Source organism: Cobetia sp. BMC6 (assembly GCF_029991385.1).
GTDB lineage: Bacteria > Pseudomonadota > Gammaproteobacteria > Pseudomonadales > Halomonadaceae > Cobetia.
The window spans coordinates 30,933-44,873 of record NZ_JAKUMF010000012.1 but is presented as its reverse complement, the minus strand read 5'-3'; the positions used below and the strand labels follow the sequence as shown (position 1 = coordinate 44,873).

Below are 13,941 nucleotides of genomic sequence, written 5' to 3'. Positions count from 1 at the left end.
ATAGACGATTATGGTTGTTCGCCGGCCCAGACTTTCATGATGTGATAGGGAGCATTTCCCTCATCAGCTCCCCCGGTGAAGGGAGGTGTCTTGTCCAGTTGATTGACCGAGATATACAACCATCCATCTGACGCCAAGCGCACGCTATCCGGCCAATCCAGACGTTCATCTCTCACCAGTGGGGTGAGGTTGCCCTTGGAGTCCAGTACATCAATGCCGTGTTCGTTGGAGTTGGTGAAGTAGTGGTTACCATCGGGGCCAGTATCCGCACCATCTGAAACAGGTTTGGGGCCGACGACTTCGATGGCAGCAGCGATCTCGTCGTGCTCCGCGCCGTCTCTTAACAGCTTGGCAGGAACGGAGTACCAGTGCAGCCCGTTCATGGCACCAAAATAAACGGTCTCTTGATCGGCGGATAACGTGATCGGGTTGATGCCGACACTCGCAGGTTGGCCATTGAATTGGATATTCTTGCCGTCAATACGCATCACGGCATCCGGCTCAGCGTCAAGCGAGGGGTGGTCGCTGAAGCGTGTGACCTTGCCACTATCGATATGTACCGTCAGGATCCCGGGCTTTGCAAGGTCGGCCAAGTAAGCGACACCCCGTTCACGGTCCACCGCCAAGTCCTGAACGAAGCTTCCGGCGGGGGCAATATCACTGGGCAGTGTGATCTTCGCGATGACATTCCCGGTGTCGATATCAAACCCCCACAGGCGTGTCTTGCCGATGTGGTCCCCCATATCGATGACCCACAGGCCACCTTTACCATCGTGAATCGTGCCGAGAGGCGCATCAATGGTGTCGTCTTCATACTGGCCGCCATGCGTCTGCAGAGCCACGGAGGGCCAGGCACGATAGCTGTTTTGCCCCGTGATCTCGATCAGCTGGACATCGTGATCACCGTCCATTGAGTGAATGCTTGAGAATATCCGGCCTTCTGGGGTTACGGTGACATTGCCCGGGCGGATATCAAGCGTGGCCACATTGCGAATCTCCCCTTTGTATGGGGCCACCTTGACGTACTGGTGGTCGGCTCCTTGTGATTTGGCGAGGTCCTGGGTTGCAGCCATGGCATGAGTCGTCAGGCCAGTCGTCGCGATGACCAGGCTAGTGCCCAGCAATGTACGGCGTATCATGCGAGAAAGAGAGAGGGATGCATTCATGAGAAGCCCACGTCAGGAAGTTCAGGGAGGCCGTTGCCGATGAAACAACGGGGAGTCACAGTAGTCTAGCTGCCGGCAGAACTTGCTTGAATGCCTAGCATTGCGCATGAACTTTCAAAAAAAATTGTAAAAAAGACTCTCTTCATGAAACCAATGCATGACATTCGAATATTCGTCGTTACCGTGCGCCTGGGAAGCATGAGTCAGGCTGCACGGCAATTGCATCTCACACCTGCCGCTATCAGTGCTGCGCTCCAGCGACTTGAAAAAGAGGTTGGGACACCTCTGTTGGTACGCTCGACGCGTAATCTACGCCTGACGAGCAATGGCGCAGTCTTTCATGAACGCTGTCAGCAAGCGCTTGCGCTGATAGAGGAGGGCGTACACCTCATCCAGGATCGCGAGAGAAAGTTGGAGGGAACGCTGATGATCTCGCTACCCGAGGATCTTGGCCGTAATCGGTTGCTCCCTTGGCTGGATACCTTCATGGAGCGCCACACCGCACTGAATCTGCGGCTTCTATTCAGTGATGCGCGCACGGACCTTCACCGTGAGAATGTCGATGCCGTCATCCGTTATGGTGAATTGGAAAACTCTTCCTTGATCGCCATGCCATTGGTGAAATCCAATCCTCGCGTACTATGTGCCGCCCCGGATTATCTGTCGCGCCATGGAACTCCCGATCACCTGGAAGCGCTTCACGAGCATGATTGCATTCCCTACATGGTGGGGGAGCGGGTACATGATCGTTGGCGGCTCTACGAAAACGACAAGCCCAGGGATGTGCGCATTACCGGGCGGCGAATTGCCAATGACGGCGAGGTCGCCCGTCACTGGGCTTTGGCGGGAAGGGGGATCATCTATCGTTCGCGGTTGGACACCGCCGAAGATCTTGCGAGTGGTCGCCTGATCAGGGTCATGCCACATCTGGAAGGTGAAAATGCTCCTTTGCATTTCCTGGTGCCCCAGCGACGCATGCAGAGTCCTGCCATTGTTGAACTGCGGCGATATCTCAGCGAATGCCTGACGCAATGGCTGAATGAGGCAGGGTTCTCATGAATCCGGCGCTTTCTCTGTAGTCGCTACCCATGCGAGACGCACGCCCCCAAAATCTGGATAATGGCGGCCATCGCGTAGCCGTCAGATTGGCGTGCTGACGCCCACACTCTTCACAGCGGTGCATCGTTCATGGAAATCAAGGTCAACTTTCTCGACAACCTGAGGCTCGAGGCGAAATTCGACGACTTCACGGTCATTACCGATCAGCCCATCCGCTACAAGGGTGATGGGTCGGCGCCGAGCCCGTTCGACTACTTCCTGGCGTCGTCGGCGCTGTGCGCGGCGTACTTCGTGAAGGTGTACTGCGTAGCGCGGGACATCCCGACCGAGAACATCCGTCTGTCCCAGAACAACATCGTCGACCCGGAGAATCGCTACAACCAGATCTTCAAGATCCAGGTGGAGCTGCCGGAAGACCTCTCCGACAAGGACCGCCAGGGCATCCTGCGTTCCATCGAGCGTTGCACGGTGAAGAAGGTCGTCCAGACCGGCCCGGGCTTCGAGATCGAGACGGTCGACAATCTCGACGAGGACGCCCAGGCATTGCTGATGGCGGAGCCGCCGGAAGGGCAGAGCACCTGGATCGAAGGCAAGGACCTGCCGCTGGAGCAGACCATTGCCAACATGACGGGCCTGCTGAATGATCTCGGCATGAAGATCGAGATCGCCTCCTGGCGCAACATCGTGCCGCACGTCTGGTCGCTGCACATTCGTGATGCCGCCTCACCGATGTGCTTCACCAACGGCAAGGGCTCGACCAAGGAGAGCGCGCTGTGCTCGGCACTGGGCGAGTTCATCGAGCGCCTGAGCTGCAACTTCTTCTACAACGATCAGTTCTTCGGCGAAGCCATCGCTGACAGCGAGTTCGTGCACTACCCGAACGAGAAATGGTTCCAGCCGGGCCCGAATGACGAGATCCCGGAAGGCGTGCTGGATGATTACTGCCTGGAGATCTTCAATCCGGACGGCGAGCTGGGTGGCTCCAACCTGATCGATACCAATTCCGGGCGTGCGGATCGTGGCATCGTTTCCTTGCCGTTCACTCGCCGTTCGGACGGTGAGACGATCTACTTCCCGTCCAACCTGATCGAGAACCTGTATCTCAGCAACGGCATGAGCGCCGGCAATACTCTGCCGGAAGCCCAGGTGCAGTGTCTGTCCGAGATCTTCGAGCGTGCGGTGAAGCGCGAGATTCTCGAGCAGGAACTGACCCTGCCGGACGTGCCGCAGGAGGTGCTGGCCAAGTACCCGCAGATCGTCGAAGGCATCGAGGCGCTGGAAGCCCAGGGCTTCCCGATTCTGGTCAAGGACGCCTCGCTGGGCGGCCAGTTCCCGGTGGCCTGCGTCACGCTGATGAACCCGAAGACCGGCGGTGTCTTCGCCTCCTTCGGCGCGCACCCGAGCTTTGAAATCGCCATCGAGCGCAGCCTGACCGAGCTGATGCAGGGCCGCAGCTTCGAGGGTCTCAACGACTTCATGCCGCCGACCTTCAACTCGCTGGCCGTGTCCGAGCCGAACAACTTCGTCGAGCACTTCATCGACTCCTCGGGTCTGGTCTCCTGGCGCTTCTTCAGCTCGAAGATCGACATCGAGTTCGTTGAGTGGGACTTCTCCGGCAGCAATGAAGAAGAAGTCGCCAACCTGTTCGGCATCCTCGATGAGATCGGCAAGGAGGCCTACATGGCGGTGCACGAGGATCTTGGCGCGCCGGTGTGTCGTATCCTGGTGCCGGGCTATTCCGAGGTCTATCCGGTCGAGGACCTGGTGTGGGATAACACCAACATGGCGCTGGATTACCGCGAGGATATCCTCAATCTGCATCGTCTCGACGATGAGCAGCTGGCGGACCTGGGCGAGCGTCTCGAAGAGAGCCAGCTTGATGAACACATGGACATCAAGACGCTGATCGGCATCGAGTTCGACGAGAACACCATCTGGGGTCAGCTGACGATTCTCGAGCTGAAACTGATGATCAATCTCGCGCTGGGCCAGCACGAGGACGCGCTGGATCGCGTCGAGATGTTCCTGCAGTACAACGACAACACCGTCGTGCGCGGCCTCTACTACCAGGCCATGAAGGCGGTGCTGGAGATCACCCTCGACGATGAGCTGGAGCTCGAGGACTATCTCTACAACTTCCGCCGCATGTTCGGCGAAGGCACCATCGCTGCCGTGGTCGGCTCCGTGCAGGGTGAGGTGCGCTTCCATGGCCTGGAGCCCACCAACATGCAGCTGGAAGGGCTGGATCGCCACTTGCGTCTGATCGAAAGCTACCAGAAGCTGCACGCCCATCGCGCTGCGCTGGCGGCCAAACAGGCCTGATGCCCACCGGCTGAATCCTGTGGCATGACCTTTGGCATGAAAAGAACGGCCCCTCACTGGATGGTGAGGGGCCGTTTTCGTAGCCGGGCGCTTATTTTCTGTGCTCAGGGCACAGGGCACAGGGCATAGGGCTTCAGGACTTAGCGCAGGACCTGCTGTCCCTTCGCCAGACGCTGACAGCATTCAATGATCTGCTCGCGGATCCAGCGATGCGCGGGGTCCTTTTGATAGCGACGATGCCAGCTCAAGTGGAAGGGGAAGGAGGCGAAGGCGACGGGTGGCGCCACACGGGTGACGGCGAACTGACGACAGAAGTGCTGGCATAGCCCGGTGGGCAGGCTCGCGATCAGTGGCGAGCGCTCCAGCAGCGAGGGCACGGCCATGAAGTAGGTGACCGCCAGGGCCACCTCACGCTTGAGCCCCTGACCCTCGAGCTGCTTGAAGATGCCGCTTTTCAGGCGGGTGTGGGGTTGCACCAGCACATGGGCGTGCTGCTCGAAGTCCGCCTTTGTCATGCGGCCCTCGTCATCGAGACGCTCCAGCAGCGGATGCCCGTTGCCGACCAGGCAGTCGATGCCTTCCGTGATCACTTCCCTGACCACCAGATTCTCGGGCGGATCGACCTGACGGCCGAAGGCGAGGTCCGTCGTGCCGCTCATCACGCCGGCTTCGCTCATGTCCTGCGAGAGGCGGCGTACCTGGAGGGTGATGCCCGGCGCCTGTTCACGCAGGATCGTCGCCAGTTGCGGCAGGATCAGCACCTCGAAGTAGTCGTTGGCGGCGATCTCGAAATGACGGCTTTCGGTGGTGTGGTCGAAGTGCCGCTCGCTGTTGATCAGGCCATCGAGGTCGGTCAGCGCCGCCTCGATGGTCGGAAACAGGTGGTCGGCCTTCTCGGTAGGACGCATGCGCTGGCGGTCGCGGATGAACAGCGGGTCATTGAACAGCTCGCGCAGCCTGGAAAGCGCCGCGCTCACCGAGGGCTGACTCAGGTGCAGACGCTCGCCGGCGCGGGTGACGTTCTGCTCCAGATACAGCGCATGGAAGGTGCGCAGAAGGTTGAGGTCGTAGTTGAGCTTCATGATGACTACCAGAGCAGGCGGAGTGTCTCGGCTGCACTCGTGCGAGTGAGCACTATTTGTCTGGATGATAGCAGCTATCCGTACTATCGATTATCACGATGGCAAGTTCAGGCGGTAGGGTAGTGATCAGCATGACGAGTGATCAGAACACGTCGAGCGATCCAAGCGACCCACAGGAGTGAGCCATGAATGATGTGAAGCGGACACAAGTCGAAGGGGAAAAGATCGTGCTGATCACCGGTGCCTCCAGCGGTATCGGTGAGGCCACCGCACGTACACTGGTCAAGGCCGGGCACAAGGTCGTCGCAACCGCCCGTCGCAAGGAGCGCCTCGATGCGCTGGTCGATAAACTGGGCAGCGACAAGGTGCTGGCGATTGCCGCCGATGCGACGGACTACGATCAGCTCGCCAAGGTCGTCGAGCAGGCCGTCGCTCATCATGGGCGTCTGGATGTGGCATTCGCCAATGCCGGCACCGGCGTCAGCCAGCCAGGTACCGAGAATGGCGATCCCGAAGAGTGGAAGCGAGTCGTCGACATCAATATCAATGCGCTGCTGTGGACCGCCCACGCGACCCTGCCGCATTTGAGAGAGAGCAAAGGTCACTTCATCCTCACCAGTTCCGTGGCCGGCCGCGCCAACCATGCGGGCTCCATCTACAGCTCCAGCAAGTGGTTCGCCTACGGCTTCGGGCAGAACCTGGCAATGGAAATGGCCGAGTGGCAAGGCCGCTGCACCACCATCACCCCGGGCATGGTCAATACCGCCTTCTTCGACCAGCCCAAGCCGGACAAGCTGGACCCGCAGGATGTGGCGGATGCCGTGCTCTACGCCATCAGCGCCTCGCCGCGTGCCAATATCCGCGAAGTGCATCTGATGCCAACTTACTGATCTGGCAAGTCAGGCCTTTTACAGCTGATCTGCTACAGCGGATGAGCATGGCCATCTTGAGCTGAGCGACATGCGCACTATTTATCTCAATTATAGTGGCTATCCGGGCTATCGATTATGCCGATGATGGTGAGAGCAGTAGCCTTGATTCAACACAGGGCGAGCACCATTTAGTGACCATCACGTGGTGACCATCACGTCGCCGACATCTTTCGTGAAGTGACCATTGCGGGCTATCCCGCACGTAGAGGAGAGCAATATGAGCAAGGTTCTGGTAGTAGTGACCTCCCACGATACGCTGGGTGACACGGGCAAGAAGACGGGCTTCTGGCTCGAAGAGCTGGCGGCCCCCTACTATGTCATGAAAGACGCCGGCATCGAGGTGACGCTGGCCTCTCCCAAGGGCGGTCAGCCGCCACTGGATCCGGCAAGCCAAGGCGAGGATTTCCAGACGGATGCCACGCGTCGCTTCGACAAGGACGCCGCAGCTCAGCAGGACCTCGCCACCACCGCCGTGCTGGCAGACATGAAGGTCGAAGACTTCGACGCCATCTTCTACCCGGGCGGCCACGGTCCGCTGTGGGATCTCACCAACGACGCCGACTCCATCCGTCTGATCGAGCAGTTCCACGCGGCTGGCAAGCCGGTCAGCTCCGTCTGCCACGCCCCGGCAGTGCTGCTGAACGCCCGCAAGCCGGATGGCACTCCCTTCGTGGACGGTGTGCGTGTCACCGGCTACACCAATGGCGAAGAAGAAAGCGTCGGTCTCACCAGTGTCGTGCCGTTCCTGGTCGAAGATGCCCTGCAGCAGAAAGGCGGCATCTATGAGAAGAAGGCCGATTTCACCTCCTTCGCGATTCAGGATGGCCTGATCATCACCGGTCAGAATCCGATGTCCTCCGAAGGTGTCGCTGAGCTGCTGGTCGACAGCCTCAAGAAGTAGATCGGGCGAGTCGGGCAGCATGAAAAACCCCGCGACCGGGTCACCGGTCGCGGGGTTTTCGTATCCATTGCGTATTGAATGGCTGGATTTACCCCAGAGCGGGAGCTCGAGGTGTCAGTCCATGCCTGCCTAGTGGCGTCATCATCGGCTTGCCGGTGACGGGGTCGGGCGAGATGTGACTTTGCATGCCGAAAACGTCTTTCACCATCTCGCGCGTCAGGACTGTCTCAGCGCTGCCATGGGCGTAGATGCGGCCCTCGGATAGTGCGATCAGCTCGTCGGCGTAGCGTGCCGCCAGGTTCAGTTCGTGCAGCACCATCACAATGGTCGTGCCTTTGGCATGGTTGAGATCTGTCAACAGGTCAAGCACTTCCACCTGATGATTGATGTCGAGAAAGGTGGTCGGCTCATCGAGCAACAGGATGTCGGTCTGTTGCGCGAGGGCCATGGCGATCCAGACGCGTTGGCGCTGCCCGCCGGAGAGCTCATCTACCGGGCGCTCCGCCAACGAGGCGGTATCCGTGGCGTTGAGGGCTTCCAGCACGGCGCTATCGTCCTCATGACGCCAGCGCTGGAACAGCTTTTGATGGGGGTGACGCCCGCGACTGACGAGGTCGAGCACCGTGATGCCTTCCGGTGCGATCGGTGATTGAGAAAGCAAGCCCAATCGCTGTGCCAATTGCCGGGCCGGCAAGCGATGGATCGACTTGCCGTCCAGCAGCACCTCGCCACGGGCGGGTGTCAGTAGCCGTGAGAGCGTGCGTAGCAATGTTGACTTGCCGCAGGCATTTGCCCCCACGATGGCCGTTGTCTTGCCCGACGCGATGTCGAGATCGATACCGGAAAGGACCGGACGTTCGGCATAGCCAGCCGCGAGGTCTGTCACGCCAAGGCCTGAAGTGCAGGAAGAAGGCTGCGTCATGAGGATGCTCCGCGCTGGTTTTCACGAATCACGAGATAGAGCAGGAAGGGCGCACCGAGCACACCGGTTACCACGCCCACCGGATAGCGGGCGGGCAGCAGAAATTGTCCGATGAAGTCTGCGCCCAGCATCAAGAGCGCACCGATCATCGCTGCTGGCACCAGCACGGAACCCTGATGGTGAAACAGTCGTGTCGCGACAGGGCCGCTCAGGAAGGCCACGAAGGCGACCGGGCCTGCCACGGCAGTGGCGCAGGCCACCAGACCGACAGCGGAAATGATGATGCCCAGGCGAGTCATGGACAGCCGCACGCCTAGCCCGGCTGCCATGTCATCGCCCATGCGCAGGACTTCCAGGCTCCGGCTCAGCAGCAACAGGACGCCCCCCAGCAGGACGAACACGATACCCAGCGGTGTAACCTGGCTCATGGTCACGCTGTTGAGACTGCCCGTCATCCAGCGCAGGGCCTCCTGAAGTGACCAGCTGGGTGCCTGGGTCAATACATAGGCGGTGATGCTCTGCAGCATGGCGCCCAGCCCGATGCCTACCAGAATCAGGCGTGCACCGGCCACGCCATTGCGCCATGACAGTGCGTAGATCAAGCCCGCGACGCCCAGCGCTGCCAGTACCGCGATCACTGACACGGCAGTGCCACTCAGCGACAGCATCACGATGGCGAAGACCGCCGCAGCGCTGGCACCGGCACTGATGCCGATGATGTCCGGGCTCGCCAGCGGGTTGCGCAGCAGACTCTGGAAGGCGGCTCCGCCCAGACCAAAACAGCCACCTGCCAGCACCGCGACCAGTGCGCGAGGCAGGCGCAGCTCGCCCACGATGAAGCTTGCACCTGCGACCGGCTCGCCCCACAGCACACGCATTACCGTCAGTGGGGAGATAAAGCTTTGGCCTTGTACCAGGGTGAGGCTGAAGGCTGTCACCAGGACCGCGAACAGACACCAGGATTTGCGCCTTCTGGCATCCTGTCGAGATTTACGCAGCACCTGGATATCCCGGTGGCCGCAGTGGGCGCGTGGGCGCAGGGGCCTTGGGTGGGCCCGGTGAGGGTCATCAAGCGATGCGTGCATCACATGCTGCGCCGTCTCATCCTCAGGCTGGGATGCGCGACGAGAAGAAAAGGCAGTCACAGTGATTTCACCTTGTGGCGACGTACGATCCAGAGAAAGACGGGGGCGCCGACCAGCGCTGTCATGATGCCGACATCGAGCTCGGCAGGGCGGGCAATCAGCCGGCCCGCGATATCGGCCGACGTCAGCAACAGCGCCCCGGCCAGCGCCGACAGCGGAACCACCCAGCGGTAATCACTGCCGACCACCAGACGGCAGACATGTGGCACGACAAGGCCGACAAAGGCGATGGGCCCACAGACGGCGGTGATGCCGCCGCACAGTAGAATCGCCCCCAGCGCCGTCATGAATCGCACGAACGCGACCCGCTCGCCGAGCCCACTGGCCATGTCATCACCGAGCGCGAGCATGTTCAGCTTGCGAGCTGAAAGCGCGCAGATCAGCAGGCCGCTGATCACGAAGGGCAGGGCAGGCGTGACCTGATCCAATGTCGCGCCACCCACGCCACCGATCAGCCACGACTGGATCAAGCCTCCGATGTCGGCGCGCGGCAGGATGATGGCCGAGGTCAAGGAACTCAGTGCTGCTGACACGACGGCACCGGATAGCGCCAATCTCAATGGGGTGGCGCCACCTCGGCCGAGACTGGCGATCAGATAGACCACCACGGCGCTTGCGCCCGCCCCGACAATGGCCAGCCACAGATAGTCACTGGCCTGCTCGATGTTGAACCAGGCGATGCCGATCACCACTGCCAGAGCGGCACCGGCATTCACGCCAAGTAGCCCCGGGTCTGCCAGCGGGTTGCGGGTCAATCCCTGCATGGCTGCCCCTGAAACGCCCAGCGCCGCTCCAGCCATGATGGCCAGCAGCGTGCGCGGCAGACGACTGGCGACAGCCGCCTCCGCCATCGTGTCGAGAGAGCCATCCAGCAGCCCGATGATATCGGCCCAGCTCGTCGCCCGTGCGCCGAACATCACTGACAGCACCACGACAGCGCCCAACGCCAGCACTAATCCCAGCATCCCCAGCCAGCGCCGCTTGCGGGAAGCGGCGCGCTCGGTGAGGTCAGTCGGCCTTGTTGGCGGCGATGGACAACAGGTCAACATAATCGTCGAGTACCCAGGGAATCGAGAGGGGGGTGGGGTTGGCGGCCGTGCCCATCGGGCCGTTTTCCAGCAACACCACGGCGTCCTGCTGGATGGCCGGCAGGCGTGAGGTCAGCAGGTGCTCATTGAGGCGGTCGACCAGTGCCTGGCCGCCATAGGTCAGCACGATATCGACATCGGCCAGCTCATCGAGGCGCTCTGCACTGATCTGACCGGCAAAGCGGCCATCGACGGCGGTCTCGGTGACGAACTGCGGCGAGACCATGCCCAGCTCGTGGAAGAAGCGCACCCGGGCATCGTTGTCGTTGTAGAAGGCGATGCGGCTCAGATTGGTCGGGTCGATATGGCTGATCACGATGATCGACTTGCCCTGGATCTCCGGGTGACTTGCGACATTCTCGGCGACCTGCGCCTCGAGACGCTCGATCAGCGCTTCGCCTTCGGCGGCCATGCCCATGCCGGCACTGTCGAGGCGAATCATGTCACGCCAGCTGGAAGACCAGCGCGGGCCAGGACGAGCCACGACAGGGGCGATCTTGCTCAGGGTGTTGTAGTCGGCCTCGCTGAGTCCGGAATAGGCAGCGAGAATCACGTCCGGCTCGCTGGCGGCCACGGCCTCGAAGTCGATGCCATCCCCTTCGTCATACAGATTGGCGGCGTCACCACCCAGTTCGTCCAGACGTGCCTTGACCCATGGCATCATGCCGTCGCCATCATCATCTCCGAATGCCTGGCGGGGGAAGCCCACCGGCACGACGCCCAGTGCCAACGGCACTTCATGATTGGCCCAGGCGACGGTGGCGATACGTTGGGGTTTCTTCTCGATGACGGTGGTACCGAAGGCATGTTGGATGGTGAGTGGATACTGAGCCGTTGTTTCGGTGACATCTGAGACAAGCGAGGAGGTGTTGTGGGTGTCAGCCTGTGAAGAGTGTGACTCGTGTGCCTGGGCGGCAGGCATGAAACAAGTGGCCATGACGGCCAGGCCAATGGCGCAGGAAAGTCGTGTGCGTCGCAAGGGAGAATCCTTTTGTGATCGTGTCGCGGTGGATACCGCCATCAAGATGAGACCAGACAGACCCTGTCGGTGTGGGCCTGTTTGGTCGTCGGATACAGAGAATGTTTGTACAGGGAATGCTCGACTCAGAAGTCGTAGGTCATGCTCAGCAACGCACTACGCGGCGCGCCGTACAGGTACTGGCTGTAGAAGCCCTGCTGCGTGTAGTACTCCTCATCGAAGAGGTTGGACACGTTGAGCTGGGTGCTGAAGTTGTCATTGAAGCGATAGCGCGCCATGGCGTTGGCGAGGAAGACATCGCCCTGGCCGACCTTCTCGCTACCGGTGGGCGTGTCGGTATTGCGATAGGTATCGCCCTGCCAGGTACCGCCGGCACCCAGGGTCAGGCGTGACCAGTCGCCGGGCAGCTGCCAGGTGGCATAGACCTTGGCCTGCTGGCGCGGATAGCTGGTATTGAGCTGGCTGCCATCGGAGTCCTCGGCATCCACCAGTGCGTAGCTGGCGGAGAGGTTGATGCCGGGAGCGACTTCACCGGCCACTTCCAGCTCGAAGCCCTCGACCACGGCGCCGTCGGACTCGGTGTAGGCCTGATCGGTGGTGCCGGCGACATAGACGCCGGGGATCTCGACGGCCAGATTGTCCTGCTCGCTGCGGAAGACGGCGAAGGAGACGTCAGCACGGTCCTCGAACAACGCCGCCTTCAGGCCCGCTTCATAGTTGGTGCCCTCGAGCGGGTCGAGCAGGGCGCCATCGGGGGCACGTTCGCTCTGGGTGTTGAAGATCTGCGTGTAGCTGGTGTAGGCGGTGAGGTTGTCGGTAATGTCGACGATCAGGCCGGCATAGGGCGTGAACTCGTCGTTGTATTCATAGCTGCGCTCGCCACGGTAGTCTTGGTCGATCTCCCAATCGGTCAGGCGGGCACCGAGGATCAAGTGTACGGGGTCTGCCAGCGAGAAACGCGTGACGGCGTAGAAGCCTTCCTGCTTGGTCTCGGTGTCGTCCGTCAGGCCCCACTCGCCCCATTCGGGCTCGGCCAGTGCCGGGTCGTCACGATCAGTGAAGCTGCCCAGCGCCGGTACACTGCCCGCCGGGGTGCGGCTCCAGATCTCGTACTCTTCCTTGAGCTGCATGTAGCCGAAGCCCAGCTGGTGCTCACGGCCAAACAGCTCGAAGGGGCCCTCGGCACTCAGGTTGAGATTTTTCTGGGTGCGGTCCCCGCGGTAGTCGACCAGATAGGAGGACGTTGGCACCTGGCGATTGGTGTCGTAGTAGAGGATGCCGTTGTCACGATCCACATAGCCGCCACGGTAGTTGTAGGTCAGGCCGTAGTTGGCATCGCCATGACTGTAGGCGGCGGTCGCCTTCCAGCCGTTGGAGAAGTAGTGGGTCAGATCGGCGAAGCCGCGCGTATTCTCGGTGAAGAAGTGCGCCCACTCGGTGTTGTTGGCGGTCGACTGATCGAAGTCGGTGCGCGTGCCGTCGGTGTAGTAAAGCGGCACGCCCAGATAGGCGCCGTCCTGGTCGTAGCGCTGATACTCGACGCCGACGTTCAGCTCGGTGTCTTGCGTCAGTTCGGCGGCAATCACCCCGTAGAGGGTCTCGCGGTCATTCTCGACATCATCCATGAAGCTGTCGGAGCGGTCCTTGGCGGCCACGAAGCGCACGCCGACCTTGCCGGCGTCATCCAGTGGCGTGCTGACATCCACCACGCCACGGCGACGGTCCCAGCTACCGACGGCACCGGTCACGTTGGCGGCGGCTTCGTCCAGCGGCTTCTTGCGCACGAAGTTGACGGTGGCGGACGGGTCGCCCACGCCAGTCATCAGGCCGGTGGCGCCGCGGACAACCTCGACACGATCATAGATGGCGGTATCCCACTCGGCGTCGCCGAAGGGCCAGAAGCTGCTGGTGTTGCTCTGCTGACCATCGAACTGGAAATTGCGGATCGAGTAGCCACGCGACTGGAAGTTGGTGCGCGTGCCATCGAGACGATTGGAGGACACCCCCGGCAGACGATTGACGGCTTCCGTGGTGCTGGTCAGCGCCTCATCCTCCATCTGCTGGCGGGTCAGAAAGCTGACAGACTGCGGTGTCTCGCGCGGCGACAGCGTCAGGCCATTGGCACTGGTGCTGGAGCCGACCGTGTACGCCTGTGTCTCTTCTGTAGTGCCGGTTTGTGCTTCGCCGACGATGGTCATCGACTCCAGTTTTTGCGTCTCGTCCGCGAAGGCGGTGGTGCTGAGGAGTGAGGACGTCGCGAGGGCGATGGAGATAGCGAGAGGCGAGCGTGTAAAACCTGGACGGCGGAGTGAGTGAGCCAAGATTATGTTCCCTGAATGTTTATA

The 13,941-nt window shown here is 61.0% G+C and carries 11 protein-coding genes; 4 read left to right on the top strand and 7 right to left on the bottom strand.

Features of this window, described 5'->3' with window-relative positions; all coding sequences use genetic code 11:
• Window positions 1-8: 8 nt before the first annotated feature.
• On the bottom strand, window positions 9-1,166 hold the full coding sequence (locus MKZ40_RS15710) for an L-dopachrome tautomerase-related protein (protein WP_217485950.1): 1,158 nt from the start codon (window positions 1,164-1,166) through the stop codon (window positions 9-11).
• Window positions 1,167-1,256: 90 nt separating this feature from the next.
• On the opposite strand from MKZ40_RS15710, the gene MKZ40_RS15705 reads away from it, so the two are divergent.
• Both MKZ40_RS15705 and MKZ40_RS15700 read left to right on the top strand, forming a co-directional pair.
• Window positions 1,257-2,225, top strand: a complete 969-nt coding sequence (locus tag MKZ40_RS15705; RefSeq protein WP_175090538.1) for a LysR family transcriptional regulator — start codon at window positions 1,257-1,259, stop codon at window positions 2,223-2,225.
• 129 nt (window positions 2,226-2,354) lie between these two features.
• Complete coding sequence (locus tag MKZ40_RS15700) at window positions 2,355-4,547, top strand: OsmC domain/YcaO domain-containing protein (RefSeq protein ID WP_175090537.1); 2,193 nt, start codon at window positions 2,355-2,357, stop codon at window positions 4,545-4,547.
• 140 nt (window positions 4,548-4,687) lie between these two features.
• On the opposite strand, the gene MKZ40_RS15695 is transcribed toward MKZ40_RS15700, so the two are convergent.
• Complete coding sequence (locus tag MKZ40_RS15695; protein WP_175090536.1) at window positions 4,688-5,629, bottom strand: LysR substrate-binding domain-containing protein; 942 nt, start codon at window positions 5,627-5,629, stop codon at window positions 4,688-4,690.
• 185 nt (window positions 5,630-5,814) lie between these two features.
• On the opposite strand from MKZ40_RS15695, the gene MKZ40_RS15690 reads away from it, so the two are divergent.
• Both MKZ40_RS15690 and MKZ40_RS15685 read left to right on the top strand, forming a co-directional pair.
• Entirely contained in the window at window positions 5,815-6,519 is a 705-nt protein-coding gene (locus MKZ40_RS15690) for an SDR family oxidoreductase (protein WP_175090535.1), read from the top strand.
• A gap of 259 nt (window positions 6,520-6,778) precedes the next feature.
• Window positions 6,779-7,462, top strand: coding sequence for a type 1 glutamine amidotransferase domain-containing protein (locus MKZ40_RS15685; protein ID WP_175090534.1), 684 nt, complete (start codon window positions 6,779-6,781; stop codon window positions 7,460-7,462).
• An 88-nt stretch (window positions 7,463-7,550) separates the two neighbouring features.
• On the opposite strand, the gene MKZ40_RS15680 is transcribed toward MKZ40_RS15685, so the two are convergent.
• The 5 genes from MKZ40_RS15680 to MKZ40_RS15660 form a co-directional block, all read right to left on the bottom strand.
• The gene (locus MKZ40_RS15680) at window positions 7,551-8,384 is read right to left on the bottom strand and encodes an ABC transporter ATP-binding protein (protein WP_175090533.1); all 834 of its coding nucleotides are present in this window, start codon (window positions 8,382-8,384) and stop codon (window positions 7,551-7,553) included.
• Complete coding sequence (locus MKZ40_RS15675; RefSeq protein WP_282627965.1) at window positions 8,381-9,385, bottom strand: iron ABC transporter permease; 1,005 nt, start codon at window positions 9,383-9,385, stop codon at window positions 8,381-8,383. Before MKZ40_RS15675 ends, MKZ40_RS15680 begins: the two co-directional genes overlap by 4 nt.
• Before the next feature lie 140 nt (window positions 9,386-9,525).
• Window positions 9,526-10,494 carry an iron ABC transporter permease gene (locus MKZ40_RS15670; protein ID WP_254627197.1) on the bottom strand — a complete coding sequence of 323 codons (969 nt, stop codon included), beginning with the start codon at window positions 10,492-10,494 and terminating at the stop codon, window positions 9,526-9,528.
• 43 nt (window positions 10,495-10,537) lie between these two features.
• The gene (locus tag MKZ40_RS15665; RefSeq protein WP_254627196.1) at window positions 10,538-11,596 is read right to left on the bottom strand and encodes an iron-siderophore ABC transporter substrate-binding protein; all 1,059 of its coding nucleotides are present in this window, start codon (window positions 11,594-11,596) and stop codon (window positions 10,538-10,540) included.
• A 125-nt stretch (window positions 11,597-11,721) separates the two neighbouring features.
• A complete protein-coding gene (locus MKZ40_RS15660) occupies window positions 11,722-13,917 on the bottom strand; it encodes a TonB-dependent siderophore receptor (RefSeq protein ID WP_175090530.1) in 2,196 nt (731 codons plus the stop codon).
• Window positions 13,918-13,941 lie beyond the last annotated feature (24 nt).

What these genes read in the sequence shown, in the direction of transcription:
- MKZ40_RS15685 (WP_175090534.1), top strand. Translation starts at nt 6,779, where the DNA reads ATGAGCAAGGTTCTGGTAGTAGTGACCTCCCACGATACGCTGGGTGAC.
- MKZ40_RS15695 (WP_175090536.1), bottom strand. Translation starts at nt 5,629, where the DNA reads ATGAAGCTCAACTACGACCTCAACCTTCTGCGCACCTTCCATGCGCTG.
- MKZ40_RS15680 (WP_175090533.1), bottom strand. Translation starts at nt 8,384, where the DNA reads ATGACGCAGCCTTCTTCCTGCACTTCAGGCCTTGGCGTGACAGACCTC.
- MKZ40_RS15670 (WP_254627197.1), bottom strand. Translation starts at nt 10,494, where the DNA reads ATGCTGGGATTAGTGCTGGCGTTGGGCGCTGTCGTGGTGCTGTCAGTG.
- MKZ40_RS15690 (WP_175090535.1), top strand. Translation starts at nt 5,815, where the DNA reads ATGAATGATGTGAAGCGGACACAAGTCGAAGGGGAAAAGATCGTGCTG.
- MKZ40_RS15710 (WP_217485950.1), bottom strand. Translation starts at nt 1,166, where the DNA reads ATGAATGCATCCCTCTCTCTTTCTCGCATGATACGCCGTACATTGCTG.
- MKZ40_RS15700 (WP_175090537.1), top strand. Translation starts at nt 2,355, where the DNA reads ATGGAAATCAAGGTCAACTTTCTCGACAACCTGAGGCTCGAGGCGAAA.
- MKZ40_RS15705 (WP_175090538.1), top strand. Translation starts at nt 1,257, where the DNA reads ATGCCTAGCATTGCGCATGAACTTTCAAAAAAAATTGTAAAAAAGACT.